We start from the raw sequence: 26779 nt of genomic DNA, 5'->3' as shown, positions 1-26779 counted from the left end.
AATCGTCCCGTATGGGCGTTTAGCGGCGGAAAGTGGGCTGCGGAGATGTGGGCAAGAGCACCCGTAACGGTACGAAGATCAGGACGTTCCCGCGCTCGGGCTGACTGACGGATCGGGAGTCGGCGGGGCCGCGGTGTCCAACGGTTCCGCGTCGACGACCGGCCCCGCCAACTGCACGGTGGCGGGTGCCGCGCCCGGCGGGGCGGCCAGTCGCAGCGTTCCGGCATCGGTCCGGGCACCGGTCGGCGTGCCGTCCGGGTCGTAGCAGTAGATGCCGACGTCCAGCGGCGCGTTCAGCGAGGCCGAGGTGGAGTCGACCGAGTAGCAGGCACCGGTCAGGCCGTTCGGCGTGGTGGCAGCGGCCACCGCGAGCGGCGCGCGTCGGTCCGTCAACACGTCCAACCAGTCGGTGAGCGGATGCTGGATCCGGGGATCCAACCGGCGTGGGATGGCGTCGTCGCGGTCGCCGAGGCGTACGCAGCGCGCCGGCTCCGGGTGGCCCGTCGAGGGCAGGGCGCACTGGAACAGCCCGTCGGAGGTGGCGGCGAGCGAGACGTCGGCGGTGCCGCCGAGCGCCCCACCCGGCACGTCGACCCGCCAACTGCCGTCGTTCGCGCTGGTGAACACGATGGTGCGGTCGGGCTGACCACTCCGGCTGAACACGTACCGCGCCACCAGGTGGCGATCCTGGGCGGCGGCGGCCAGGGCGGCCAACTCGTCACGGGTGCCCTCCACCTGGACCGGGCCGGGATCGGCCGGCGGTGGAGGCGGGGGCTGGGCGCTGTCGCAGGCGACCAGGGCTACCGGCAGAGCGAGCACGAGCGGTCCGAGCACGCGGCCGGCCGGGCGGAGGAGGACGGGCACCGGCCCATTCTGGTGGGTGCGGGGCACCTGCGGGCAACGGCGCACGGTGGCCGCCTCCCGGCGTGTCGGAGCAGTTTGTCCGCGTACCCCTGGCCTCTTGCGGACCTGGCCAAGCGCGTCGGCCGGACGGCCGCGCGGGCCGGATGGTGGGATCACCCGACCCGCCGCCGTGACCCGCCGGATACGCTCAGGGGGTCTGACACGCGCCGCCGGCCCCGGTTCCGGCGGCGTCGGCACGCTCAGGGTCGCTGGGAGGGAGTGCACCGTCGTGGCACTCGTGGTGCAGAAGTACGGCGGGTCCTCCGTCGCCAACGCCGAGCGGATCAAGCGGGTGGCGGAGCGCATCGTCGCCGCCCGCAAGGCCGGCGACGACGTCGTGGTGGTGGTCTCCGCGATGGGGGACACCACCGACGAGCTGCTCGACCTGGCCAACCAGGTCAGCCCGCTGCCGCCGGGCCGCGAGCTGGACATGCTGCTCACCGCCGGGGAGCGGATCTCCATGGCCCTGCTGGCCATGGCCATCCACAACCTGGGGTACGAGGCCCGCTCGTTCACCGGCTCGCAGGCCGGCGTGATCACCACCTCGGTGCACGGCCGCGCCCGGATCATCGACGTCACGCCGGGGCGGCTCAAGGGCGCGCTCGACGAGGGCTCGGTGGTCATCGTGGCCGGCTTCCAGGGCGTCTCGCAAGACACCAAGGACGTCACCACGCTGGGCCGGGGCGGTTCGGACACCACCGCCGTGGCGCTCGCCGCCGCCCTGCACGCCGACGTCTGCGAGATCTACACCGACGTGGACGGCGTCTTCACCGCCGACCCGCGGATCGTGCCCAACGCCCGGCACATCCGGGACATCACCTACGAGGAGATGTTGGAGCTGGCCGCGTGCGGCGCGAAGGTGCTGCACCTGCGTAGCGTGGAATACGCCCGCCGGGCGGGGTTGCCGATCCACGTCCGTTCGTCATACTCGACCAACACCGGCACGATGGTCACCGGATCGATGGAGGACCTTTCCGTGGAGCAGGCACTGATCACCGGGGTCGCGCACGACCGCAGCGAGGCCAAGATCACGATCGTCGGCGTACCCGACGAGCCGGGTGCCGCCGCGCGGATCTTCGACACCGTCGCCGACGCCGAGATCAACATCGACATGATCGTGCAGAACGTCTCCACCGAGGGCACCGGCCGTACGGACATCTCGTTCACCCTGCCCAAGGCCGACGGTCCGACCGCGATGGCCGCCCTCAGCAAGATCCAGGAGCCGGTCAAGTTCAAGGGCCTGCTCTACGACGACCACGTCGGCAAGGTCTCGCTGATCGGCGCCGGCATGCGCTCGCACCCCGGCGTGGCCGCCGGTTTCTTCGCCGCGCTCGGCGCCGCCGGGGTCAACATCGAGATGATCTCCACTTCCGAGATCCGGGTCTCCGTGGTCTGCCGGGACACCGACCTCGACGCCGCCGTCCGCGCCATCCACGACCAGTTCGAGCTGGGTGGCGACACCGAAGCCGTGGTCTACGCCGGGACGGGTAGGTAGCGCCGATGACGGCGCTGCCCACCCTCGCCGTGGTCGGAGCGACAGGTGCCGTCGGCACCGTGATGTGCGAGCTGCTCACCGGGCGTCGCAACGTCTGGGGCGAGATCCGACTCCTCGCCTCCGAGCGGTCGGTCGGCAAGCGGGTGCGCTGCCGGGGCGAGGAGATGGTCGTCCAGGCGCTGACCCCGGAGGCGTTCGACGGGGTCCACGTGGCGATGTTCGACGTGCCCGACGAGGTCTCCGCCGAATGGGCCCCGATCGCGGTCGAGCGAGGCGCGATCGCGGTGGACAACTCCGGCGCGTTCCGGATGGACCGGGACGTCCCGCTGGTCGTCCCGGAGATCAACCCCGAACAGGTCCGCAACCGGCCCCGGGGCATCATCGCCAACGCCAACTGCACCACCCTCGCGATGATCATCGCGATCGCGCCGCTGCACCGCGAGTACGGCCTGCGGGAGCTGGTGCTCGCCTCCTACCAGGCGGTCTCCGGGGCCGGCCAGGCCGGTGTGGACATCCTGCACGACCAGCTCGCCAAGGTCGCCGGCGATCGGGCGCTCGGCTCACGCACCGGCGACGTCCGCCAGGCGGTCGGCGACGACCTCGGCCCGTTCCCGGCGCCGCTGGCGCTCAACGTGGTGCCCTGGGCGGGCTCGTCGGCCGACGGCGGCTGGTCCTCGGAGGAGATGAAGATCCGCAACGAGTCGCGGAAGATCCTCGGCCTGCCCGATCTCAAGGTCAGCTCCACCTGCGTCCGGGTGCCGGTGGTCACCGCCCACTCGGTGGCCGTACACGCCGTCTTCGCCACCGAGGTCGACGCCGAGGGTGCCCGCGAGGCGCTGCGCAACGCGCCCGGCGTGATCGTGGTCGACGACCCCGCAGCGGGTGAGTTCCCGATGCCGATCGACGCGGTCGGCACCGACCCGAGCTGGGTCGGCCGGATCCGCCGTGCCCTGGACGACCCCCGCGCCCTCGACTTCTTCGTCACCGGCGACAACCTCCGCAAGGGCGCAGCCCTCAACACCGCCCAGATAGCCGAACTCCTAGCCAAAGAACTCCGCACCCCCTAACCCCCGCGCTCCGCGCTGCCCCGGCCCCGGCCCCGCGCTCCCCGCCGCGTCGATCTTGCACTTTCTGTCGCCGCATAAGGCGTGAAGGTGACAAAACGGCAACCGAGAGTGCAAGATCGACGCACTCCAGCGGGGCCTGGGGGTGGGGGTTAGGCCGCCGCTAGGTGGACTCCGTCTCGGCCTTGGCGTTTTACCGCGTAGAGGGCCTGGTCGGCTCTTTTCAGGGTGCGGTCGGGGGTTTCGCCGGGGCGGGGGAGCGCGACGCCCACACTGATCGTGCGGCCGGTACGGCGGGCCGCCTCGGCCAACCGCTCGGCGATCCGGACCGCCTCCTCCGGGCGACTCACCTCGATCACCGCGACGAACTCGTCACCGCCGATCCGGTACAGCTCGTCGCCGTGCCGCAGCGCGCCCTCCAGCGCCCGCGCCAACCCGACCAGCACCTGGTCGCCGGCCTGGTGCCCGTACGTGTCGTTGACCGTCTTGAAGCCGTCCACGTCGATCGCCAGCAGGGCCGTACGCCCCGGGGTGGCCGCCGCGATCCGTTGCCCGAACGGGCCGGTGTGCCGCAGCCCGGTGAGCGGGTCGGAGCTGGCCTGCTCACGCAGCCGGACGAGCGTACGCAGGCGGTCCAGGCTGGTCCACGCCTGCCCGGCGAGCAGCTCCATGAGGCTGACCGTGGTGGGGTCCGGGTGCAGGGCGCGGCCGTCGGCGACCAGCAGCACTCCGTCGGCGTCCGCCGGCCCGACCGGCACGGCGACAAGCGTGCGTACCCCCGCCCGGGTCAGCGGTCGATAGTCCTCGGTCGGGGGATGCCCGGCCTCGCCCAGCGTGTATCCGGCGCCGTAGCGGTGTGCCCGTTCGACGATCCGGTCCAGGGCGGCCGGGCCCGCGCCGGCCAGCTCGGCACGGATCCGGGTCTCCAGGTCACCCGGGGTCGCCGGGGACGGGCCGAGCTGGCCGCCGATCACCAGCACCGCGGTGGAGAGGGTGGACACCTCCCGGGCGGCCTCGGTCGCCGCGCTGATCACGGCCGCCTCGGTGGGGGCGGCGGACAGTGCCGCGGCGTGCCGGAGCAGCTTCTCGCTGCGGCTCTCGGACGGCGGGCCGCCCAGCGCGGCGATCCGCGCGCCGAGCCGGGCCGCCAGCCGCTGCGCGGTCTCCCGCCAGGGCCGCAGGTCGACCGGGTCACTCCACTGCAGGTCCAGTACGCCGATCACCCGGCCGCCCGGGTCGCGTACCGGAACGCACAGCTCGGTCGTGACGTCGGGGCGTACCGGTAGGTAGTCCGGGTCGACGGTGACGTCCGGGACCGCGGCGGCGGTGCCGGTGGCGTACACCCGGCCGACGATCCCGGTGCGCGCCGGTACGGTCGCGAAGACCTGCCACGCGCCGGTCGCCGCCACGCACCGCAGCCGGTCGTGGGCCTCGAGCAGCACCGAGATGGTGGCCGGGGTGTGGTGGGACAGTGCGCTGACCGTCCACCGACAGGCTTCCGGCGCGCTGGACGCCATCGACAGGCGGACGCTGACGTCACGGATGACTCGCTGATGATCCACTCGCACGTCGTTCCAGGTAGGGGAGGGGCTGGAGCAAGCGTACTCACGTTTTCCGGAAGGGCTTCCGGCTTCGTACACATGTGCTATCCACAGGCTGTGGACGGGCCTGTGGGTAAGGTGCCGGGCGATAGCGTGGGGGTCCCGACGTCCTGGAGGCGAGCCGATGCTCATCGCGCAGATCAGCGACCCGCACCTGACCACCGGTCTGCTCGCCGCCGAGCCCGCCGCCGGGCTGCACCGGGCGCTCGGCCGCGTGCTCGCCCTGAACCCGCGACCGGACTGCGTGGTCATCACCGGCGACCTGGCCGACCACGGCCGACCCGACGAGTACGCGGCGCTGCGCGAGTTGATCGGGCGGTTCCCACTGCCGATCTACCTGACCACCGGCAACCACGACGACCGCGAGTCGCTGCTCGACGCGTTCGGTGGCACGCCCTGGCTCGGGAACGGGTTCTCCGCGTACTACCACGTCGACCACGAGGCGGCGACCATCGTGGTGCTCGACTCGCTCGTCCCCGGCAGCGACGCCGGCCAGCTCGGCGAGGAGCAGCTCGGCTGGCTCGACGGGGTTCTCGCGGGCCGTCCGGAGGTGCCCGCCATCCTCTGCCTGCACCACCCGCCGGTCGCGGTCGGCATCCCCGCGGCCGACGCCATCCGGCTCGCCGACGGGCCCGCGCTGGCCGAGGTGATCGGCCGGCACCGGCACGTCGTGCGGGTCGCCGCCGGGCACCTGCACCGCACGGTCACCACCGGGTACGCGGGCACCGTGCTCACCGTGGCGCCCAGCACCTGGAAGCAGAGCACCCTCACCATGGCCACGGACGAGGTGATCGGCTGGGTCGCCGAGCCGAGCGCCTTCCTGCTGCACCGGATCGAGCCGGACGGCTGTGTGACGCACACCGTCCAGGTCAGCCACTCGGCCGGGCAGACCTGCGGCTTCTGAGGTCGCCGCCGTGCTCGTCTGGTACGTCGCGTACGGGTCGAACATGCACGCCGCCAGGCTGGCCTGGTACATCGGCGGCGGCTGTCCACCCGGCGGCCGACGGACGTACCCGGGTTGCCGCGACACCCGTCCTCCGAGCCGGTCGGCGCCGGTCTGGATGCCCGGCGGGATCTACTTCGCCGGTGAGTCCGGCGCGTGGACCGGCGGCATGGCGTTCTACGACCCGCGGCTGCCGGGCGAGGCTGCCGCGCGGGCCTACCTGGTGACCATCGACCAGTTCACCGACATCGCCGCGCAGGAGATGTACCGCCCGCCGGGCGACACCGCCGACCTGCTCCCGGCGACCGGCGCGGCCATCGACGCGGCCGTCGCCCACGGCCAGGCGACGCTCGGTCCGGGGCGCTACGAAACCCTCGTCTGCCCCGGTCGGCGTGCCGGCATCCCGATGCTCACCTTCACCGCGCCCGAACCGGCGTCCGCCGTGCCGCACCGGCCACCGGCACCCGCCTACCTGCGGATGATCGCCCAAGGGCTGCACGAGTCACACGGTTGGCCGGCTGAGCGGATCGTCGACTACCTGGCGCGGCGACCCGGGGTCGTCGACGGCTGGCGGCCCGAGGCGGTCGCCACAGTGGTCGCCGAAGCGCTCACCGCGGTCGGCTGATTCCGTCCCCTCTGGACCTTCGACCGACGTTGTTCCGCCACCGGTCATCGATTGTTCGACACGTGGGCCTGGTCCGACGATGGGCATTTCCGCAGCTCTCACGCTCAGCCCGACGCGTCGGTCGCGATCCGTCGCTCGACTCGACCGGCCGGCGTCCGGATGAGAGGCTGTCCGGGCGGGAGGCGATTCCCAACCGTGACCGACCCTCTCCGACGGTGTCGGTCGGCGGCCCGGTCGACCCACCGGCCGGGTACCGCACGCGTCGATTCTCACGAGGAGTTCCATGTCCGTACCCGGGATGCGTCGGGCCGCTGTCGGCCTGACCGCGCTCGCGGTGGCAGCGCTCGGCGCGGTCGCCACCACCCCCGAGCAGGCCGACGCGCGACCGAAGCCGGTCGACGTCACCCTGCTGGCCCTCAACGACTTCCACGGCAACCTCGAACCCCCGAGCGGCTCCAGCGGCACCATCGCCGGACAGACCGCGGGCGGCGTCGAATACCTCGCGACCCACCTGGCCGACCTGCGGGCCGCCGCGAAGAAGAAGAACACCATCACCGTCGCCGCCGGCGACCTGATCGGCGCGTCGCCGCTGCTCTCCGCCGCGTTCCACGACGAGCCGACCATCGAGGCGCTGAGCATGGCCGGTCTGGACTACGCCAGCGTCGGCAACCACGAGTTCGACGAGGGCGCCGCCGAGCTGCTGCGTATCCAGAACGGTGGCTGCCACCCGGTGGACGGCTGCGCCGACGGCACGCCGTACCGGGGTGCCGGCTTCACGTACCTCTCCGCCAACGCCTTCAAGACCGCCACCGGCAAGCCGCTCATGGCGCCGTACGCGATCCACAAGGTGCAGGGCGTCAAGGTCGGCTTCATCGGGATGACCCTGGAGGGCACCCCGCAGATCGTCAGCCAGCAGGGCGTCGCCGGCCTCACCTTCGCCGACGAGGCGGAGACCGCCAACCGGTACGCCCGTGAGCTGCGCCGTAAGGGCGTTCAGACCATCGTCGTGCTCCTGCACGAGGGCGGCGCCCAGGCGGCGACCGGTGGCATCAACGACTGCGTCGGCATGACCGGGCCCATCGTGGACATCGCCAACCGGATGGATCCGTCGATCGACGTGGTGGTCAGCGGTCACACCCACCAGGCGTACAACTGCAACATCAACGGCAAGCTGGTCACCAGCGCCAGCTCCTTCGGCCGCCTCGTCACCGACATCGACCTCAAGATCGACCGGCGCAGCGGTGACGTGATCTCCGCCGCCGCGAACAACGTGGTCGTCACCCGGGACGTCGCCAAGGACCCGAAGCAGACCGCCCTGATCGACCGCTACAAGACCGTGCTCGGCCCGGTCGCGGACCGCCAGGTCGGCGAGACCACCGAAGCCATCACCAAGACCCAGGAAACCCTCTTCGGTACGACCCTGGGCGAATCCCCGCTGGGTAACCTGGTCGCCGACGCGCAGCTCGCCGCCACCGACGACGAACAGAACGCGGTGGCCGCCTTCATGAACCCCGGTGGTGTCCGGGCCGACCTCAACGCCGGGCCGGTCACCTACGAGGAGGCGTTCACGGTGCAGCCGTTCGCCAACAACCTGGTGACCCTCGACCTGACCGGGGCGCAGCTCTACTGCGTACTGGAGCAGCAGTTCGTCACCGGTCGGACGCTGTACCCGTCGTCGACCGTCGGCTACGTGGTCGACCCGGCCGGCGCCACCGGCACCGCGGCCGACCCGTGCGCCGGCACCCGCGTGGTCCGGGGCAGCCTCACCATCGGCGGCACCGCCGTCGACCCGGCCGCCACCTACCGGGTGACGGTGAACAACTTCCTGGCCGGCGGCGGCGACGGCTTCAGCGCCCTCACCGGCGGCACCAACCAGGTCACCGGCCTGATCGACCTGGACGCGCTGGTGGCGTACCTGACCGCGCAGTCGCCGGTCTCCGCCCCGGCGCTCGACCGAATCCGCACCACCGCCGAGGTTCCCGCCGCCTGACGGCCGACCCCGCGACGTCGGGCCCCGGAGCGGACGCTCCGGGGCCCGACCCTTCCCCGGCGGCCCCGCGCTGCCTGTGCGGCCGGACGCGGTCTGTGCCGCAAGATCACGCTCGATCATGGAGGTAGTGGCCTGCGAGTGCCGGGATGCCACTACATCCAGGATCGAGCACGATCAAGCGCGGAGTGCGGCCAAGATCCGCGCAGTATCGGGGATGCTGCCGTCTCCGACGCGGCGGAGGCAGCAGCATCTGTGAAGCTGCGGGGGCGGCCGAAGGGGTCTCACCGGGCGCGGGGACGCCGGGTTGCTCGCCGGGTCGGGGGGTGCTTGCGGAGGCGAGCGGCGCGGCCCGCCGGGCGAGGAGGCCCGGGGCGCCCCACGGGTGCGGGTCAGGCGGAGGCGGGTGCCGGGATGGGCGTGGGCGGAACGATCGTCACGCGGCCGTCCTGCTCGACGGTGAGCAGCCGGCGCAGCGAGAGCGCGATGAGTGAAGCGGCCAGGCAACCGCCGACGACGACCGCCACCCAGACCATGCCGTTCGCCGCGCCGATGAGCGGGCCGGCGGTCACCGGACCGATCACCCCGCTGATGCCGAAGATCATCGAACTCATGGCGTTGTACCTGCCGCGCAGTTCGTCGGTTGCCAGGGCGTTGGTGAGCGCCGGCATCACCGGCGACAGCAGCGTCTCGCCGAAACCGAAGATCGCCGAACAGGCCACCACGCACAGGGCGGCCACCAGGGCGTTGCCGGTGCTGACGACGCCGGCGACACCGAGGACCAGCCAGGCGGCGGCGAACACCGCCCCGACCACGGCGAGCGCGCCGGTGCGGCTGCGGCCCTCGATCCGGCGGATGACCAGCAGTTGGGCGAGCACGATCGTCACCGTGTTGCCCGCGAGCGCCCAGGCGACGACGCGGGGGTTCACCTCGGCGACCCGTATGGCGTACGCGGCGAATCCGACCTCGACCTGGGCGTACCCGCAGGTGGTGAGGACCAGGCCGAAGATCACGAGCCGGCGGAACGGGCGGTCCCGCAGCACCGTCAGGTAGCCCCCGCTCGACGGCCCGGCGTCGGTCGAGCGTTGACCGAGTCGGTGGCCGACGCCCGGCAGGGTCAGCAGGATCAGGGCCGGCATCAGATAGCTGACCGCGTCCAGCAGATAGATCGTCTGGAAGGTGTCGGGTCGCGCCGTGTCGACGATCGCCCCGGAGGTCATCCCGCCGATGCCGATGCCGAGGTTGAGCAGCGCGAAGTTCAGCCCGAAGACGCGTTGCCGTTCGCCGTCGTCGGTGAGCGACGCGAGGATCGTGTTCCCGCCGGACCAGATCGCCGAGCTGCCGATGGCGATCACCGTCATCACGAGCAGGGCCGAGCCGGTCGAGTGGACCAGCGCCAGCGAACCGGTGCCGATCGCCTCGATCACCAGGCACGGCACCACCACCCGGCGCGCCCCGATCCGGTCGATCAGCGTCCCGCCCAGCGGTGACAGCGCCAGGGTGACGACGCCGTACCAGCCGATCACCAGTCCGGCGCGGGTGTCGGTGAGCCCCCGCACGTCGGTCAGGTAGATGAACAGGAACGGCAGGGTCAGGCCACGCCCGATCGCCGACAGCAGGGTGCCGAGGAGCATACGGCGGGCTTCTGGACGGCGAGGCAGGGCGCGGCGCAACATGTCCGGCATTCTGTTCGGTGGGTGTGACGCACGCGAACCGTTTTGGACCAACGTCGCGCTGCCCCGGCGCGGCGTGACCAATGCCACGACGTCCGCCGGTGTCGGCCCGGTCTGCGATGCTGGCCCGATGACCGGCACCTGGCGACACCTGCCCGCGTCCGCCCGCGCCATCGCGGTGACCGCCACGGCAGCCGTCGCCGCCGCCCAGGCCCGCGACGACCAGGCGTACGACGAGACGGTGGACGACCTGGCGGCCGACGAGCGGTCCGGGCTGGTGCTCGGCACGGTGGTCCGGCTCCTGCTGGAGGAGAGCCACCCGGACGGCTTGGACGGCGACGACATCCGCCAGGTTCTGGCACGCTGCGTGCAGGACGCGGCGCGCTGGCGTTCGGATGTGGACCCGCACGTGGTGCTCGTACTGTTGGCTGGCGCGTTGGGGGTGTACGACCCCGAGGGCGACGACTCGCCTCCCGGCGCGTCCGCCCTGGCGCGGCATGCTCCGCTGCTCGTGGCCGATCTGTTGGCGGTGACGGGTGCGCCGCTGGCCGACTACCTGGCCGCCGCGTTCAGCGAGATCGAGCGCACCGAGCGACACGACTGACGGTGTCCGTCTCCCGACTCGGGGTGCTGTCGGTCACGGTGCTGGCCGTACGCTCCGGCCGTCTGACGACCACAGTTTCCGTCAGGGGTGGGCGTGCGACCTCGACAGAACCGATCTCCGATCTCGTGGCGGGCGGCCAGCCCAACGGTCCGGTTGCTCGCGCTCGTGTCCTGGGCTGTCGGCGTGGTGGTGCTGGCCGCGGGATGGCTCGGGGATCGGGAGGGCTTCTGGTCCGACCGGCCGTTCCTGACGAACGTCGCCTCGTCGCTGGCGACCGCCGCACTCGGGTTGCCGATCGCGCTGGTCGTGATCCAACAGTTGGTCGCCGGTGAGGAGTCGTACCGGCAGGAGTGGTTGGCCAGCGAGGAGCTGATCGAGGCCGTACGGGAGGCCCGTGGGTACGCCGAGGCGCTCACCGCCACCGCACCGGCGGCGGGCCCTGCCGTGCAGGGCATGCACGACGTCAATCTCCAACACGTGATCCTCGGGGCTCAGATGCTGCCGCTCGTGCCCGATCACGCGACGGCGCTGGCCGGGCAGTTGCAACTGCTCGCCGCCACGTGGCCGCTCTACTCGGTGGTCCTCGGGCACCTGCCGGCAACCGTGTCCGGCCTGCGGGACGCCTGGGCGACGGCCGGGACCGCCCTGACCGCTCTGCCGGCCGCGCGGAGGCCAGGGCTGGCCGACCAGATGTTGACCGAGACACACGAACTGGTCGATCGGACGGCCGCCGCCTTCGACCAACTCACATTGGGCGACCTCGACATGGCCTTCCTGCACCGCCTTGTCCGGGAACTGACGCGGGACCGGCCGATTCAGAAGTCCCGGGTGCTGCGGGACGTGCAAAAGCTCGCCCAACTCGGTCCGCCATTGGCGTCCGCGCAGTCGGCGGCAGCGGAACTGGCCGAACGACTGCGGGGTATCGAGGCGTTGATACGTCGATAGTCGCGGCCTGACGACATACGCAGAGGGCACATCCGATCGATCGGATGTGCCCTCTTACCTCTGGTCGGGGTGGCCGGATTCGAACCGACGACCTCTTCGTCCCGAACGAAGCGCGCTACCAAGCTGCGCCACACCCCGAGGCGTGCCGACAAATAGTAGCCCACCCGCTCCGATGGTCAAACTCGGTACCCCCGCCGCCCCAGCCCGGTCACGAGGGTGATCGACACGCCTTCTTTGAAAGCGCGGTGTCCGGTCCGGGCGGATGGGCCGGTTTGCGGGAAGTCGAGTCGATCAAGCCTAGCGGGGGATCAGGGTCAGGATGCTCGCCTCCGGTGGGCAGGCGAAGCGGACCGGGGCCGTCGGGTGGGTGCCGAGGCCGGCGGAGACGTGCAGCCACGAGTCCGAGCCCGGCCATCGGTGCAGACCGCGCGCCATCGAGCGGGGCAGGCCGCAGTTGGTGACCAGCGCCCCGTACCCCGGGACGCAGACCTGCCCGCCGTGGGTGTGCCCGGCCAACAGGAGGCCGAAGCCGTCGGCGGCCATCTGGTCGAGCACCCGCGGCTCGGGGGAGTGCGTCACGGCGATGGACAGATCGGCGGAGGACGCCACCCGACCCGACACGGCCGGGTAGTCGTCCCGGTCGATGTGCGGGTCGTCGACGCCGACGAGGTCCAGCTCGCGACCGCCGGCCTTGAGGCTCGTCCGGGCGTTGTTCAGGTCTGCCCAGCCGGCGCCGGTGAAGACCTGGCGTAGCTCCTCGTAGGGCAACTCGACGCCCTCGGTGTACTCCCGCTCGGGCAGGAAGTAGCTGAAGGGGTTCTTCAGCACCGGACCGGTGTAGTCGTTGGAGCCGAACACGAACGCCCCCGGATAGTCCAGCAGCGGTTGTAGCGCCCGCAGCACGCCCGGCACCGCCCCGGGGTGCGCCATGTTGTCGCCGGTCACCACCACCAGGTCGGGGTCCAGGGCGGCCAGCGACGCCACCCAGCGCTGTTTGCGGGCCTGGTTGGGCATCATGTGCAGATCCGACAGGTGCAGCACGCGCAGCGGCTCCGCGTCGGCCGGGAGCATCGGCACGTCGTACCGCCGCAGGGTGAACAGGTTGCGCTCGACGAGCGACGCGTACGCGAGGGTGGTCGCTCCAACCGCTGCGGTTCCGGCGGCGAGGCGGAATAGTGTGCGCTTTCGCATGGCGTTCAGGGTAGTTTGACCGTCCATGAGCACGCTGAAGGACCGCCTCACCGCCGACATGCGTTCCGCGCTCAAGGCGCGCGACGAGCTGACGACCTCCACGCTGCGGATGGCCCTGGCCGCCGTCGGCACCGCCGAGGTGGCCGGCAAGGCCAAGCGCGAGCTCACCGACGACGAGGTGCTCGCGGTGTTGACCAAGGAGGCCAAGAAGCGCCGGGAGGCGGCCACCGCCTTCGCCGACGCGGGCCGCACCGAGCAGGCCGCCAAGGAGACCGCCGAGGGCGAGGTGCTGGACCGCTACCTGCCCAAGCAGCTCTCGGATGCCGAGCTGACCGACCTGGTCGCGGGGGCGCTCGCCGCGGGCGGCTTCACCGGGAAGGCCCAGATGGGCCCGGCCATGAAGGCGGCCCAGGCCGCGGTGGCCGGCCAGGCCGAGGGGGGTCGGGTGGCCGCCGAGGTACGGCGACAGCTCGGCCTCTGATCCGCCACGCGGCTCCGGTTCGACCCAACGCAACGGGCGGGCACCCCCGAGAGAGGGTGCCCGCCCGTTCGCAGGTGTCGCCGGGCCTCAGCCGCCCGGACGGTTACCGGGGCGGCCGGGCGGGTTGCCGGGCTGCCCGGGCTTGTTGCTGTCCGGCGGAGTGCCGCCGGCGCCGGTGCTGATCTGGATGGTGACCACGCCGCCCTTGATGGTGCGCCCGTCCGGACTGGTGCCGGCGGCGGTGCCCGCCGGGCAGGACGACGCCACCTTCGTTTCGGACACGACCGGCTCGAAGCCGGCGCCCTTGATCCGGGACTTCGCGGTGTCGACCGGCTGGCACTTCACGTCGGGGATGCTGCGCTGGTCACCCTCGGAGATCTTCTGGCCCGGGGGTTCGAAGTTGATGCGCGGCTTGCCCTTCATGGCGTCCCGCAGCGTCTCGTACACCGGCGGGTTGATGCCGTCCTTCTCGGAGTGCTTCATCTTGACGTTCGTCTGCGGCCAGTCCGGGTCGGCCATGATGCCGGCCACCGCGTACTGCTTGGTCATCGCGACCAGCGCGGCCGTCTTCTCCGAGTCGGTGGTGCCGGACTTGCCGGCCACCGGCGCGTCGACGATGCCCTTCACCGCGGCGGCCGTACGGCTGCTGCCGCACTTGCTGGTCTTGGAGTTGTCGCCGACCGGGCAGCGGGCGGCGTCGACGGCGGCGCGGGCCACCTCGGTGCTGAACCGCTTCTCACAGCGCGGGTTGGCGATGTCCAGCTTCTTGCCCTCCGGGTCGCGGATCTCCTGCACCGGGATCGGCTCGCAGTACTTGCCGTCCGCCGCGAGGGTCGCGTACGCGTTGGCCAGGTCCAGCGGCGTGGTGGAGGAGACGCCCAGGGTGAATGCGCCCCACTGGTGGGCCGCGTCCTTGGTGGCGGCGAACTTGGCGTCGTTGCTGGCCCGGAACTGGATGCCGGCCCGCTTGGCGACGTCGACCACGTTCTCCGCGCCGACCTGCTGCTGCAGCGGCACGAAGTACGTGTTGACCGACTGGGCGAACGCGGTCCACATGTTCTGCACGCCACCGGCCTTTTTGCCGGAGTTGGTCGGGCAGTAGAAGTGGGTGCCGGGGCAGGCCGCTTCGCTGCTGCTGTCGATGATGTATTCCGACTTGAACTGCTGCGGCGCGTTCATCGAGTAGCTGAGCGGGACGCCCTTCTCCAGGGCCGCCACGATCGTGAAGATCTTGAACGTCGAGCCGGCCTGGTAGCCGGCGATGCCGTCACCGCCGGTGAGCAGCGGGTTGACCGTCGCCGGGTAGTTGCCCTTGATGCCCCGCTTGCTCTTCGCCGGATCGCTGGAGATCTTGTTCTTCGGGTGCTTCGGGTCGTCCAGCTTGAACTGCCGGTTGACCGCGAGCGCCCGCACCCGGCCGGTGCCCGGCTCGACCACGGCGACCATGGCGGCTTCCTTGCTGTTCTCGCTCTTGGACTTGCGGACCGCCTTGTCCGCGCCCTTCTGCGCCTGCACGTCGATCGACGTCACGACGGTGTAGCCGCCGCTCTTGAGCCGGCGCTCACGGTCGTACGGCGTCGAGCCGAACGTCGGCTGCTGCATCCACCAGCGGTAGAAGTAGTCGCAGAAGAAGCCCCAGCTGTTGACGTTGGTGGCGACGCAGCCGTTCGGGGTGCGCTTGTCCTGGACCTTCAGCTTGACCGCCTTGGCGGCGTCGGCCTCCTGCTGGGTGATGGCCTTGGTGTCGACCATGTTCTGGATGACGTAGTTACGACGGTCCAGCGCCAGCGGGTAACCGCTCTTGGTGGTCGGGTCGTTCGTCGTCGGGGCCTTGACCATGCCGGCCAGCAGCGCCGCTTCCTCGATCTTCAGCTTGCTCGGCGGCTTGCCGAAGTAGACCTGGCTGGCCGCGTAGATGCCGTACGCGCCATTGCCGAACGAGGCGAGGTTGAGGTAGCGGGTCAGGATCTCGTCCTTGGAGAACTCCTTGTCGACCTGCAGGGCGAGGCGCATCTCGCGGAGCTTGCGGGCGCTGGTGTCCTCGGTCGCCGCCACCACGTCGGCCGGGTGGGTGGCCGAGTAGGCGATCGCCAGCCGGACGTACTGCATGGTCAGCGTCGAGGCGCCCTGGCGGCCGGCGCTCTCGTTCTGGTTGTTGACGAACGCGCGGGCGACACCGTTGATGTCGACGCCGTTGTGCTTGTAGAAGTCGTGGTCCTCGGCCGCGATGATGGCCTTGATCATGTACGGCGAGATGTCGGCGTGCTTCACGTCGCGGCGGTTCTCGTCATACATCGTCGCAAGCGGTGTCTTGCCGTCCGAGGCCAACAGATAGCTGATCTGTGGCGCGCGGGCCACCGTCAGCTCCGTTGGCAGGTTGCCGAATGTCTCAGCGCCGGCCTTCGCGGCCAGTCCGGACATCGCCACCGCGGGGAAGGCCGCCGCAGCGACCACCACGCCGGCCAACAGGCCGCAGATGGCCAGCGATGCGGCGTTGGTCAGCACATTGTGGTCACGTTTCCGCATCCAGGTCACCTCGGCATGGTACGCGAGTAGGGAACGAGGGGCGCCTGGGCGTCTTTCCCCATTTCCTGCGCGCGCTGCCCTCGTTGTGCTAAACGCATGACCCCCGGTACGAGGTTGCGTGTGATCGGCGTGAGTCTCCTCCGTTTGGTGAAGGCGGCGCAGCGTTTTCGTGGACCTCGGCGGGGTAACCGGCGGTCGAGAGCCCGGGAAGCCGGGAGTGTCCGGAATGATGGATTTCGCCGACAACGTTGCGTAATCAGTCGACTACAGAGCATGATGATGGCGGCGACAGCGCCACATGTCGTCCGCGCCGCCTTGGGGAAGGTGAGCCGGGCGATCGGGGGGAAATTGCCGGCTGCCGTGCAACGAGGTCGGTAGGTACTGCAAGGGGGGACGAGTACACATGGGCATGATCACTGACTGGCCGTCGCTGGCGGCGTGTCAGAACGGGGACCCGGACGCGTTGTTCGTACAGGGCGCCGAACAGAACGTGGCCAAGCGGATCTGCCGAAGCTGCCCAGTTCGGTACGAGTGCCTGGCCGACGCGCTGGACAACCGGATCGAGTTCGGTGTGTGGGGCGGTATGACCGAACGGGAACGCCGAGCGTTGCTGCGTCGTCACCCGCAGGTGACGAGCTGGCGCAAGATGTTCGAGGCAGCGATGAAGAAGAACAGCAAGGACCAGGCCGGCAAGGACAAGATCCTGGTCACCGCGGCAACCTGACGCCGCTCACGACCGGCTGATCGCCGCGCCGATCGTCCGTAGCCCGTCGACGTCGTGCACGTCGGCGGGCTGCGCCGTCACCGACACCGCCGGCACCGCCGGGAACGCCTCGGTGAACCGCGCGGCGACCTGCTGCTCGCGTACCGCCTGACGCGCCAGCGCCGCGTGCGCCCGCAGCACGTCGGCGGTGCCCTCGTGTCCACCCAGCTCCGCCAACCGCTCCGCGGCGGCGCGACTCCGCTCGGCGTCCAGCTTCGGAACCACCGGGCGGTGCACCCGGTTGAGCACCAGGCCGGCGAGCGGCATCTTCTCCTCGCGCAGGCGGCCCGCGAAGTAGGCGGCCTCCCGGACCGCGTCCGGCTCCGGCGTCGCGACCAGCAGGAAGGCCGTCTCCCCCGCCTGGAGGATCCGGTACGTCTGCTCGGCCCGCTGCCGGAAGCCCCCGAACATCGAGTCGAGTGCGGCCACGAAGCCGGACAGGTCGGTGAGCAGCTGCGCGCCGAGGACCTTCTGCACCACCTTCGAGAACATCCCGAACGACGCCGTGACCAGGCTGAACATGCTCCGCCCGCCGCTGCGCGCCGGTGCCAGCAGCAGGCGCAGCATCCGACCGTCGAGGAAGCGGGAGAGTCGGGCCGGCGCGTCCAGGAAGTCCAGCGCCGAGCGGGACGGCGGGGTGTCCACCACGATCAGGTCCCACTCGCCGCGCGCGTGCAACTGGCCCAGCTTCTCCATCGCCATGTATTCCTGGGTGCCGGCGAACGTCGAGCTCATGGCCTGGTAGAACGGGTTCGCGAAGATCTCCGCGGCCTTCGTCGGGTCGGTGTGCGCAAGGACCACGTCGTCGAAGGTGCGCTTCATGTCCAGCATCATGGCGTGCAACTCACCGCCGCTGGCCTCGACGTCGATGCCCTTGACCTGCCGGGGCGTGTTGTCCAGCTCGGTCAGGCCCAGCGACTGGGCGAGCCGGCGGGCCGGGTCGATGGTGAGCACCACCGTGCGGCGGCCGTGCTGCTCGGCGGCCCGCAGCGCCAGCGCGGCGGCCGTGGTCGTCTTTCCCACCCCGCCGGCACCGCAGCACACGACGATCCGCACGCCCGGGTCGGCGAGGATCTGGTCGACGTCCAGCTGCGGCGCCGCGTCTTCGGAAGGCACCAATCGAGCGTATCGGGCCGCGTCGGTCCATGCGCCCGTGCTGCGCTCAGGTGTGAGTCAATCGGCGTGGACGAGGGCCTGGGCCAGGGTCGCGAGGCCCGTCCGGTCCACCCCGTCCGGCAGCAACGGCAGCTCGACCATCGGCAGCCCCAGCTCCACCAGGTCGGCGCGGAGGGAATCCTCCAGTTCGCGCCGGATGAGCTGGTCCCGTGCCTCGTCGTGCAATCCGGCCACGATGTCCTGATCGGCCGGCAGTCCAGCGGCGACCAGACCCCGGCGCAGGTCCGCCGCGGTGACCGCCGGTCCGGCCGGCAACGAGGGCCGGGCGCCGTTGACGATCACCTTCCCGATGCCGAAGCCGAGGGAGGTCAGGTCGGCGATGGCGTCGACCGTCTCCTGCACCGGCATCTCCTCCAGGAGCGTGACCACGTGCACGGCCGTCATCGGGGAGCGCAGCAGGGCGGAGACCCCCTCGCTCTGGGTCTTGATCGGGCCGACCTTGGCGAGCCGGGCCGTCTCGGCCGTCACGTTGAGGAAACGACCGATCCGACCGGTGGGCGGCGCGTCCAGCACCACGGCGTCGTACGCGCGCCGCTGCCCCGAGGTACGGGTGGTGGCCTCCTTCACCTTGCCGGTGAGCAGCACGTCCCGCAGGCCCGGGGCGATGGTGGTGGCGAAGTCGATGGCCCCCAGCTTGCGCAGCGCCCGCCCCGCCGCGCCCAGCTTGTAGAACATGTCGAGGTATTCGAGCAGGGCCTCCTCGGCGTCCACCGCGAGCGCGCGCACCTCACCGCCGTCCGGCGCGTCGGCGAGGTGTCGCTCCTCGTACGGCATCGGGTCGAGGCCGAAGAGTTGGGCGATGCCCTGTCGGCCCTCGACCTCCACCAGCAGGGTGCGCCGGCCACCGGCGGCCAGCGCCAGGGCCAGCGCCGCCGCCACGCTGGTCTTGCCGGTGCCGCCCTTGCCGGTCACGACGTGGAGGCGGGCCGACCATCCGCTACCGGCCGGGTCGGACGGCCGCTCAGGTGCACGCACCTGTCGAGCCTATCCAGGGCGACGGGTCACGCGACCTCGCAGACCCACCAACCCGTCTTCTGCACCACGGTGAAGCGCAGGTCCTGGTCGGCAACCTTCTCGTCGGCCGTGGTCATGGTGACCCGGGTGGAGACGGTGGCCCGGTCGCCGGTCTGGTTGTCGACCTTCGGGGTGGTCCACTTGAATCGGGGGTTCTGGTACGTGGCGGCGTACTTCTCCACCTCGGCCACCTTGGCGGCGATCTTCTTGTCGTCGCGCGAGGCGGCGCAGACGTGCTCGGCGGCCTTGCCGGCGTCCCGATCCTTGTAGACGGCGGTGAGGAACTCGTCGACGGCGACCGCCGGCTCCTTCGCGCCCTCGCCGGACTCGGCGTTGCGCAGGGTCAGGAACGTCACGACGCCACCACCGACGCAGAGCACCATGATCACGGCCAGCGCGATGACCGCGATCAGCAGACCGCGCTTCTTCTTCGGCTCGGCGGTGCCGGCGTACGGCGGGTAGCCGGGCGGGGGCGGCGGAATCGCGCCCGGGGAGACGGGCAGCGCCGACGTGTCGGCCGGGCCCCCGTTCTGCGGGACGCCACCGGGCGGGGCGGGCGCGGCCGACGCTCCGGGCTGCGCGGGAAACGCCCCTGCCCCGAGCTGACCGGACGAGAGTGGCTGGCCGGAGACGGGCTGGCCGGAGAGTGGCTGACCGGAGACAGGCTGGCCGGAGACAGGCTGACCGGAGAGTGGCTGACCGGAGACGGGCTGGCCGGAGAGGGGCTGACCGGGGACTGGCTGGCCGGAGAAGGGCTGGCCGGGGAGGGCGAGCTGCCCGCCGGGGGCGGATGGGCCGGACCCGGCGCTCTGAGCGGGGAACGCCGGCGGGCTGGCCCCGGCGGGCTGGCCGGGCTGGGCCGACGGGCCGGGCTGGGCCGGGATAGCGGGCTGGGCCGGTGTGGTCGGCGAGCCGGACTCGCCGGTGGAGGTCGTCGGGTCGGACTGTCCGGGGCTGGTCGCCGCGTCGGGCTGGCCGGTGGGGTCCGGGTGGGCCGGCGGAAGAGCGCGCGGGCCGGCCTGGTCGCCGCTGGGCGGTTGGGTCATCTCGTTCCCCCGGGGGTGCGGCGCCCGGCCGCCACCCCGGGCGCCGAGCGAGATCGAGCGGGCGGCCGGGCGCTGCGCGACCGTCCGACCGAGAGGGTAGCGGCCGACCGCCGGTTCGGTGTCGCCCCTACCGCGCCGTACGTCACTTCTCGAGCCGGAGAAGCGGATGGTGACATCCGACGCAGTCGGGATTCCTGCCCCCGGTCTGTCACATATGTGACTCTGGGTGACTGATCGTGCGCGTCCTGTTGGCGAGACCGCCCCCCTGGACCTACCTTCGTCCCGGTGCGGGGGACCGGAACGGTTGGTTGAGCCCGACCGGAAGCGTGATCCGAGAGGTACGACCGGAGGCAGTTCATGCGCGACGCGGACAACATCCCTCGCACCCAGTTCCCGACGAACGACCGGCAACGGCGGCTCGGGTCCACGGGTGAGGTGGCCGGCGGGCTGGTCGGCAACCTGCCCATCAACGAGCGGTCGTACCGCCGGGTTTCGGAGCCGCCGGAGATCGCCCGAGCGTCGAACCGACCGGTCGAGCGGTCGCGGGACGACGACGAGCCGGGTTTCGTCATCCACCTGCCGATCCGGGTGCCCGATCTGGCGGCGGCGACCCTGCTGGCCGGGCGGGTCGCGGTGTCGCTGGGCTTCCTGCCGGAACTGGACGCGGGTGAGACGACCGTGTCCAACGCGGACGACCAGAACAACCGGCACCGGGTCTTCTGCGACCTGTTGCTGCCCGACCGCTCGCGTTGCCCGCAGGGGTACGGGCACGAGGGGCCCTGTGGAGAGCTGCCGGCCACGCCGGAGCAACGTCCCGCGCCCCGCCCGGCCAGCGGACCGTAGGCTGTGCCTCGACGAAGTCCGCACCACGAGGGAGCCCTCCAGCGATGCAGAAGTGGGAATACTCCACGGTCCCTCTGCTGGTCCACGCGACCAAGCAGATCCTCGACAACTGGGGTGAGGACGGGTGGGAACTCGTCGCCGTGGTCCCCGGCCCGAATCCGGACCAGCTCGTGGCGTACCTGAAGCGGCCCAAGGCGTGAGCGCCGGGACTCCGGCGCGGCGACGCTCCGCGATCGCGAACGGCGAGGTGACGCGATGAGCAACGGCCCCCACGCGAAGCTCGCCGAGTTGGGCCTCGAGCTGCCCGACGTGGTGCCGCCGGTGGCCAGCTACGTGCCGGCCGTGCAGTCCGGGCAGCACGTGTACGTCTCGGGCCAGCTGCCCATCGCCGAGGGCAAGCTCCTGGCGACCGGCAAGGTCGGCGCGGGGATCTCCGCCGAGCAGGCCAAGGATCTGGCCCAGCGGTGCGCGCTCAACGCGCTGGCGGCGGTCGACTCGCTGGTCGGCCTGGAGAACGTGGTCAAGGTGGTTAAGGTGACCGGTTTCGTGGCCTCGGCCCCCGGGTTCATCGGCCAGCCCGCCGTGATCAACGGTGCCTCCGACCTGTTCGGCACCGTTTTCGGCGAGGCCGGCCGGCACGCGAGAAGCGCGGTAGGCGTGGCCGAACTCCCCCTGGACGCCCCGGTGGAGATCGAACTGATCGTCGAGGTCGCCTGACCCCACCGCGATCTTGCACTTCCTGTCCCGACGAATGCCGTGAACAGGCATGAAGTAGCAGCAGGAAGTGCAAGATCGCGGGGAGTGTCGGGCGGGGTCGTACGATCGCAGCCATGAGCGGGCACGTGACGGGGGCCGTGGCGGCATTGGCTGGCGAGCTGCCGGCGTGGGTTTCGCTGCTGCGCGCGCCGAACCCGGGGCCGATGACCCTCGACGGGACCAACACCTGGGTGCTGCGCGCGCCCGACGCCGACCACGCCGTGGTGGTCGACCCCGGGCCGGCCGACGAGGGGCACCTGAGGCGGATCGCGGAGCACGGCCCGATCGGCCTGATCCTCATCACCCACGGCCACCCGGACCACACCGAGGGCGCCGCCCGCCTGCGTGAGCTGGTCGGTGCGCCGGTCCTCGCCGCCGACCCGGCGCACACCATCGGCGGTACGCCACTGAGCGCCGAGACCACGCTCGACGACACCCTCGGCATCCGCCTGCTGAACACTCCCGGACACACCGCCGACTCGGTCTGCTTCCTCATCGAGCGCGGCGACGAGCGGGTGGTGCTCACCGGTGACACCATCCTGGGCCGGGGCACGACGGTGGTAGCCCACCCGGACGGGAACCTCGGCGACTACCTGGGCAGCCTCGAGCTGCTGTCCGCGTACACCGGGATCGCGGCGCTGCCGGGCCACGGCCCGGCGCTGGCCGACTGCGCCGCCGCCGCCGAGTTCTACCTCGCCCACCGGCGGGCCCGGCTCGACCAGGTCCGGTCGGCGGTCGACGCCGGCGCCCGGACGCCCGCCGACGTGGTGGCGGCGGTCTACGCGGACGTGGACCGCTCGCTCTGGTGGGCGGCGGAATGGTCGGTCCGTGCCCAGCTCGAATATCTGGGCGTCGACAGCGGGGAATCCGCGCCGGGGGTCAGTGGGTTGGAGCACACGTGACCTGCCCGGTGTGCGGAACTGTCGCCGTCCCCGGCGCACGGTTCTGCCACAACTGCGGCGCCGCGCTACCGGCGGCCGCCACGTTGCCGGCGGCCGAGCGCCGGGTCGTCACCGTTCTCTTCGGTGACCTCTCCGAATTCACCTCCTGGTCGGAGGACCTCGACCCGGAACGCGTCGGCGCGGTCACCGACCGCGTGCTCGCTGCCCTGGCCGGCGCCGTCAAGACCTTCGGCGGGCACGTCGACAAGCTGACCGGCGACGGGATCATGGCGGTCTTCGGGGCCCCGGTGGCGCACGAGGACGACGCCGAGCGGGCCGTCCGGGCCGCCCTGTCGATGCAGCGGGCGGTGCGCCGGGTGCTCGACGACGAGCGGGGCGGCGGCGCGCCGCTCGGTCTGCGGGTCGGCCTGAACACGGGCGACGTCATCGCGGGTATCCAGGCCGCCATCGAGTACACGGTCATCGGCGACACGGTGAACACCGCCGCCCGGCTGGCCGACGCCGCTGCCGTCGGCGCGGTCTACGCCGGCGGGCGCACCGCCGCCGCCACCCGGCACGTCGCCTCCTGGCGGGCGCTGCGCCCGCTGCGGCTCAAGGGCAAGCGGGAACCGGTCGAGGCGTACGAGCTGCTGGGCCTGTTGGACGCGCCGGGCACCCGCTCGGGTCTCGGCGACGAGGCGCCCTACGTGGGCCGGGAGACCGAGATCGGGCGGGTCGCCGGCCGACTCGCCGAGGTGATCGACCAGGGTGACCCGCGGGTGCTGCTGATGACCGCCGAGGCGGGCATCGGCAAGTCCCGGTTCGCCGCCGAGGTGGAGCGCCTCGCGGCCGGGTACGACGTGGGCGCCGGCCGGTACGCGGCGCACACCGGCGCGCGGGTGTTGTCGGTACGCTGCGCCGCCTTCGGCGAGCGGCGTCGGCTCGCGCCCCTGGCCGACCTGGTCCGTGCCGCCGTCGGTCTCCCCAGCGACGCCGCCACCGCGCTGACCCGGCCGGCCGTGGAGGAGCGGCTACGCCGACTCGGCCAGCGTCTCGCCCGCTCGGGTGAGACGGCTCCGATCGCCAACGACCAACTGCTCGCCCTGCTCGGCTACGCCGAACTGCCCGCGCACTCCGGCACCGACAACGGCGAGTGGGGCGCCGCGGGTGCGGCGGCCGCCGACGCCGAGGCGGTGCCGAACGCCGTGGCCGACCTGCTCAGCGGGCTCGCCTCGGAAGCGCCGCTGGTGATCGTGGTGGACGACCTGCACGACGCGACCGCCGAGACCATCAGCGCCCTCGGGTCGACCCTCTCCCGACTCACCGGCCCGGTGCTCGTCCTGCTGCTCGGCCGCCCCGAACTGGTCCGTACCGCCGGTGCGTTGACCCGTGTCGCGGACGCCGAGGTGCACTCCCTGCCGCCGCTGCGGGGCGCCGACGCGGCCCGCCTGCTGACCAGCTATCTCGGCGGCGGGAAGTTGCCGCCGGCCGACGCCGACCGGCTGCTCGCCACCGCCCAGGGCAACCCGTTCTACCTGGCCGAGTTGGTCACCCTGCTGATCGAGCGCGGTGCGCTGACCACCGCCGCCGGCACGCGGGACCAGGACTCGTCCGGCTGGCGGTTGGTGCCCGGCTCGCTGGGCAGCCGGCTGCTCTCGCGGGACCTCGCGGCCGTCCTCGCCGCCCGGATCGACGCGCTGCCTCCGGACGCCCGTTCCGTGCTGCGCGACGCCGCCGTCGTCGGCGACACCGTGCCGACGGGCGCGCTGGAAGCGCTCCGCGAGCAGCGCCGGGACGGGAGGCCGTCGGCGGTGGTCGCCGTCGAGTTCGACCGCGCCGTCGAGGAGCTGCTGCAACGCCGCATGCTGCACCGCACCCGCTCCGGGTACGCGTTCGCCACCCCGCTCATGCGGGAGGCCGCGTACGCCGGGGTGAGCAAGGCGGAGTTGGCCGAGCGGCACGCCGCGTTGGCCCGCTGGGCCGCGCCGGCCGAGGGTGTCACCGCGGGCGGCTTCTCGGAGGAGGCCCGCGACGACTTCGTCGCCGCACACGTGCAGCGGGCGGCCACGCTCGCCGACGCGGTGAAACTGCGACCGGACGCGCCGGCCCGCGCCGTGGTCCCGCTCGGGATCGCCGCACTCGGCCGGGCCGCCCGCCGCTCACTGTCCGCCGGGGAGCCCGCCCTCGCCGTCGAGTACGCCGAACGCGCCAGCGAACTGGCTCGCGACGGGGTGCCGGCGACCGACCGGGTGGTGCACGCCCGCGCGCTGCTGCAGATCGGTCGGGTGGTGGACGCGCTCGCCTTCGCCGAGAAGATCGCCGCGAACGCGGGGGACGACGCCACCCGGGCCAGCGCCCTGCTGCTCGCCGGGCAGGCCCAGCAGACCCTCGGTGAGCAGGGCCGGGCGGAGGCCGCCTGGCAGGAGGCGTTGCAGGTGGCCACCGCCGAAGGGCTGCCCACGCTGCGCGCGTCCGCCATGCGCCGGCTCGGCATGGGCGACTTCGTGGCCGGTCGGCTGAGCCAGGCGAGCAGCCGGCTGGCCGCCGCGTACCAGGTCAGCCTCGCCGCGCAGGATCGGCGCGGGCAGGCCTGGTCGCTGCAGAACCTGGCGTGGGTGACCACCACCCGGGGTGACTTCGCCGGCACCGACGCCGTGCTCGGTCGGGCCGCACGGCTCTTCGCCGAGCTGAAGGACCCGTACGGTCGGGCGTGGCTGCGGGGCACCACCGCGTTCGCCCGGCTGCTCGCCGGTCGGCTGCGGGAGGCGTGCCGCCTGGCGCAGGTCTTCCTGCCCTTCGGCGAGCGGGTGGGCGAGGCGTGGGCGGTGGGTACGCTGCGCGCGGTCGCGGCGTACGCCACCGCGGAGCTGGGCGACCTGGCCGAGGCGGACCGGGAGGCCCGCCGCGCGTACCGCGAGTTCGCGGCCGCCTCCGATGACTGGGGGCGCGGGTTCGCGCTGGTGGTCCGGGCCGTCGTGGCGCGTGGGCTGGGCGAGCCGGAACACGCGGCCGACCTGCTCACCGACGCCCTGGTGTACGCCGAGCAGACCTCCCACCCGCTGCTCACCGGAATGGCCGGCACGCTGCGCGGCTCCGTGGCGCTGGACATGGGCGACCACGAGACCGCAGAGCAGGCCGCACGGGCGGTGTTGACGGCCGTCGAGCCGCACAACCCGCAGGCGCCGGCGCAGGTCGCGCCCCGGGTGCTGCTGGCCACCGCCCGACTGGCGGCCGGCGATCCGGCGACTGCGGTCGGGCTGCTCGCCCCCGTGGCGACGGCCGCCGCCACCACGCCCTCCCTGCTCCTGTCCCGCCGCCAGACCATGGCCCGGTACGCGTCGGCGCTGCTCGCCCACGGTCAGCGGGAGCAGGCGCTGGACTGGGCCCGACGGGCGGTCGCCGCACCCGCCGAGGACGTACGCAGTCAGGTGATCGCGGCGAGCGTGCTCGCCGAGGCGTTGGCGGCCTGCGGCCACCCGGAGGAGGCCCGGTCCTGCGCCGACGAGGCGGTCCGCCTGGCGTACGCGACGGAACAGCGCAGCGAACGACGGGCCGCCAAAGCCCTCCAGGAACGCCTGACCCCCACGAATCCCCCGCCCGCTGATCATGAAGTTGTTGCCACCGACGCCGGCGTGTCGACGCAATAACGTCATGATCGTCGCCCGCGGGTGGGTGGGGGTTCGGTGGGTTTTGGCGGTTCTGGGGATGTGGTTGTCCCGGGGAGCGGCTAGCGTGTCACCACCGCGCGGTGCTCCACAGTGGTGACCGTCGCCGTGCCTGGGGGAGGCCCACCATGAAGCTGCCGCGTTCCGTCGCCGGCTGGACCATCGCGGTCTTCGGCGTCCTGGCGCTCGTGATGGGCGGCGTCGGTCTGCTCTGGCCGGAGGCGCAGTTGCGCATGCTCGGGTTCGAGGTGCCGGCGACGCGTTCCGCCGGCGACTACACCGGCACCTTCCTGCTGGCGTCCTCGATGGCGGCGTTCAACATGGGCGTCTACTACCTGCTCGCTACGGTCACCGAGTGGCGGTCGTTCTACCGGTTCACGGTGGTGTTCCGGTTGGTCACCTTCACCGTGTTCACCATCGCCGTGCTGGCCGACATCGCTCCCGACAGGTTCTTCGGCGTGGCCGCGTGGGAAGGGCTCGGTGCGGTGGCGACCGCGGTCGGCCTGCGGATGGACGCTCGCCGGGGCACGCCGCCCGCCTCTGCCGCTTCAGCGCCGGCCGCTTCGGCGGACGCGGTGCGCTGAGCCACCGGCAGGG

At 72.1% G+C, this 26779-nt stretch carries 22 protein-coding genes, 1 tRNA gene and 1 pseudogene; 15 read left to right on the top strand and 9 right to left on the bottom strand.

Features of this window, described 5'->3' with window-relative positions:
* Positions 1-78 precede the first annotated feature (78 nt).
* Positions 79-864: a hypothetical protein gene (locus AB0I89_RS28025; protein WP_357132881.1), complete on the bottom strand. Its 786-nt coding sequence runs from the start codon at positions 862-864 to the stop codon at positions 79-81.
* Positions 865-1132: 268 nt separating this feature from the next.
* On the opposite strand from AB0I89_RS28025, the gene AB0I89_RS28020 reads away from it, so the two are divergent.
* Entirely contained in the window at positions 1133-2398 is a 1266-nt protein-coding gene (locus AB0I89_RS28020) for an aspartate kinase (protein WP_357132879.1), read from the top strand.
* Between the two features lie 5 nt (positions 2399-2403).
* Positions 2404-3465 carry an aspartate-semialdehyde dehydrogenase gene (locus tag AB0I89_RS28015; RefSeq protein ID WP_357132877.1) on the top strand — a complete coding sequence of 354 codons (1062 nt, stop codon included), beginning with the start codon at positions 2404-2406 and terminating at the stop codon, positions 3463-3465.
* A gap of 149 nt (positions 3466-3614) precedes the next feature.
* Here the strand turns inward: AB0I89_RS28015 and AB0I89_RS28010 are convergent, their stop codons facing one another.
* Complete coding sequence (locus AB0I89_RS28010) at positions 3615-5024, bottom strand: sensor domain-containing diguanylate cyclase (protein WP_357132875.1); 1410 nt, start codon at positions 5022-5024, stop codon at positions 3615-3617.
* 163 nt (positions 5025-5187) lie between these two features.
* Between AB0I89_RS28010 and AB0I89_RS28005 the strand changes: the two genes are divergently transcribed.
* The 3 genes from AB0I89_RS28005 to AB0I89_RS27995 all read left to right on the top strand — a co-directional run bounded on the left by AB0I89_RS28005 (position 5188) and on the right by AB0I89_RS27995 (position 8621).
* Complete coding sequence (locus tag AB0I89_RS28005) at positions 5188-5967, top strand: phosphodiesterase (RefSeq protein ID WP_357132873.1); 780 nt, start codon at positions 5188-5190, stop codon at positions 5965-5967.
* Positions 5968-5977: 10 nt separating this feature from the next.
* On the top strand, positions 5978-6631 hold the full coding sequence (locus tag AB0I89_RS28000) for a histone deacetylase (protein WP_357132871.1): 654 nt from the start codon (positions 5978-5980) through the stop codon (positions 6629-6631).
* Positions 6632-6914: 283 nt separating this feature from the next.
* Positions 6915-8621, top strand: coding sequence for a bifunctional metallophosphatase/5'-nucleotidase (locus AB0I89_RS27995; protein ID WP_357132869.1), 1707 nt, complete (start codon positions 6915-6917; stop codon positions 8619-8621).
* Positions 8622-9010: 389 nt separating this feature from the next.
* Here AB0I89_RS27995 and AB0I89_RS27990 read toward each other — a convergent pair whose 3' ends face one another.
* Complete coding sequence (locus AB0I89_RS27990; RefSeq protein WP_357132867.1) at positions 9011-10294, bottom strand: MFS transporter; 1284 nt, start codon at positions 10292-10294, stop codon at positions 9011-9013.
* A 127-nt stretch (positions 10295-10421) separates the two neighbouring features.
* On the opposite strand from AB0I89_RS27990, the gene AB0I89_RS27985 reads away from it, so the two are divergent.
* Both AB0I89_RS27985 and AB0I89_RS27980 read left to right on the top strand, forming a co-directional pair.
* A complete protein-coding gene (locus AB0I89_RS27985) occupies positions 10422-10895 on the top strand; it encodes a hypothetical protein (protein WP_357132865.1) in 474 nt (157 codons plus the stop codon).
* A gap of 93 nt (positions 10896-10988) precedes the next feature.
* Complete coding sequence (locus AB0I89_RS27980) at positions 10989-11840, top strand: hypothetical protein (RefSeq protein ID WP_357132863.1); 852 nt, start codon at positions 10989-10991, stop codon at positions 11838-11840.
* A gap of 61 nt (positions 11841-11901) precedes the next feature.
* Here AB0I89_RS27980 and AB0I89_RS27975 read toward each other — a convergent pair.
* Positions 11902-11978 (bottom strand) — tRNA-Pro (locus AB0I89_RS27975).
* 159 nt (positions 11979-12137) lie between these two features.
* Positions 12138-13031 carry a metallophosphoesterase gene (locus AB0I89_RS27970; protein WP_357132861.1) on the bottom strand — a complete coding sequence of 298 codons (894 nt, stop codon included), beginning with the start codon at positions 13029-13031 and terminating at the stop codon, positions 12138-12140.
* Between the two features lie 25 nt (positions 13032-13056).
* On the opposite strand from AB0I89_RS27970, the gene AB0I89_RS27965 reads away from it, so the two are divergent.
* Positions 13057-13512, top strand: a complete 456-nt coding sequence (locus tag AB0I89_RS27965) for a GatB/YqeY domain-containing protein (protein ID WP_355052539.1) — start codon at positions 13057-13059, stop codon at positions 13510-13512.
* A gap of 87 nt (positions 13513-13599) precedes the next feature.
* Here the strand turns inward: AB0I89_RS27965 and AB0I89_RS27960 are convergent, their stop codons facing one another.
* Positions 13600-16038 (bottom strand): penicillin-binding protein, encoded by a 2439-nt coding sequence (locus AB0I89_RS27960; protein WP_357132859.1) that lies wholly within the window; start codon positions 16036-16038, stop codon positions 13600-13602.
* Between the two features lie 403 nt (positions 16039-16441).
* Here AB0I89_RS27960 and AB0I89_RS27955 point away from each other — a divergent pair, with 403 nt between their 5' ends.
* Positions 16442-16762: a WhiB family transcriptional regulator gene (locus AB0I89_RS27955; protein ID WP_355052537.1), complete on the top strand. Its 321-nt coding sequence runs from the start codon at positions 16442-16444 to the stop codon at positions 16760-16762.
* Between the two features lie 6 nt (positions 16763-16768).
* Here the strand turns inward: AB0I89_RS27955 and AB0I89_RS27950 are convergent, their stop codons facing one another.
* From AB0I89_RS27950 to AB0I89_RS27940, 3 genes and pseudogenes are all read right to left on the bottom strand, one after another.
* The gene (locus AB0I89_RS27950) at positions 16769-17917 is read right to left on the bottom strand and encodes an ArsA-related P-loop ATPase (protein WP_357132857.1); all 1149 of its coding nucleotides are present in this window, start codon (positions 17915-17917) and stop codon (positions 16769-16771) included.
* Between the two features lie 57 nt (positions 17918-17974).
* Entirely contained in the window at positions 17975-18952 is a 978-nt protein-coding gene (locus AB0I89_RS27945; protein WP_357132855.1) for an ArsA-related P-loop ATPase, read from the bottom strand.
* Positions 18953-18978: 26 nt separating this feature from the next.
* Positions 18979-19512: pseudogene (locus AB0I89_RS27940) on the bottom strand (hypothetical protein); the annotation flags it as partial.
* Positions 19513-20394: 882 nt separating this feature from the next.
* Between AB0I89_RS27940 and AB0I89_RS27935 the strand changes: the two are divergent.
* From AB0I89_RS27935 to AB0I89_RS27910, 6 genes are all read left to right on the top strand, one after another.
* Complete coding sequence (locus tag AB0I89_RS27935; protein WP_357132853.1) at positions 20395-20880, top strand: hypothetical protein; 486 nt, start codon at positions 20395-20397, stop codon at positions 20878-20880.
* Between the two features lie 44 nt (positions 20881-20924).
* On the top strand, positions 20925-21080 hold the full coding sequence (locus AB0I89_RS27930; RefSeq protein ID WP_007466198.1) for a DUF4177 domain-containing protein: 156 nt from the start codon (positions 20925-20927) through the stop codon (positions 21078-21080).
* Between the two features lie 55 nt (positions 21081-21135).
* Entirely contained in the window at positions 21136-21597 is a 462-nt protein-coding gene (locus AB0I89_RS27925) for a RidA family protein (RefSeq protein ID WP_355052533.1), read from the top strand.
* Positions 21598-21710: 113 nt separating this feature from the next.
* Entirely contained in the window at positions 21711-22538 is an 828-nt protein-coding gene (locus tag AB0I89_RS27920) for an MBL fold metallo-hydrolase (protein ID WP_357132851.1), read from the top strand.
* Positions 22535-26164, top strand: a complete 3630-nt coding sequence (locus AB0I89_RS27915) for an adenylate/guanylate cyclase domain-containing protein (protein WP_357132849.1) — start codon at positions 22535-22537, stop codon at positions 26162-26164. Before AB0I89_RS27920 ends, AB0I89_RS27915 begins: the two co-directional genes overlap by 4 nt.
* 146 nt (positions 26165-26310) lie before the next feature.
* Entirely contained in the window at positions 26311-26766 is a 456-nt protein-coding gene (locus tag AB0I89_RS27910) for a hypothetical protein (RefSeq protein WP_357132847.1), read from the top strand.
* The last annotated feature ends 13 nt before the right edge of the window (positions 26767-26779 follow it).

The sequence above is a fragment of the Micromonospora sp. NPDC049801 genome, from assembly GCF_040656575.1.
Taxonomy (GTDB): domain Bacteria; phylum Actinomycetota; class Actinomycetes; order Mycobacteriales; family Micromonosporaceae; genus Micromonospora.
The sequence above is the reverse complement of the archived record's forward strand: the minus strand, read 5'-3'. Positions and strand labels throughout refer to the sequence as shown.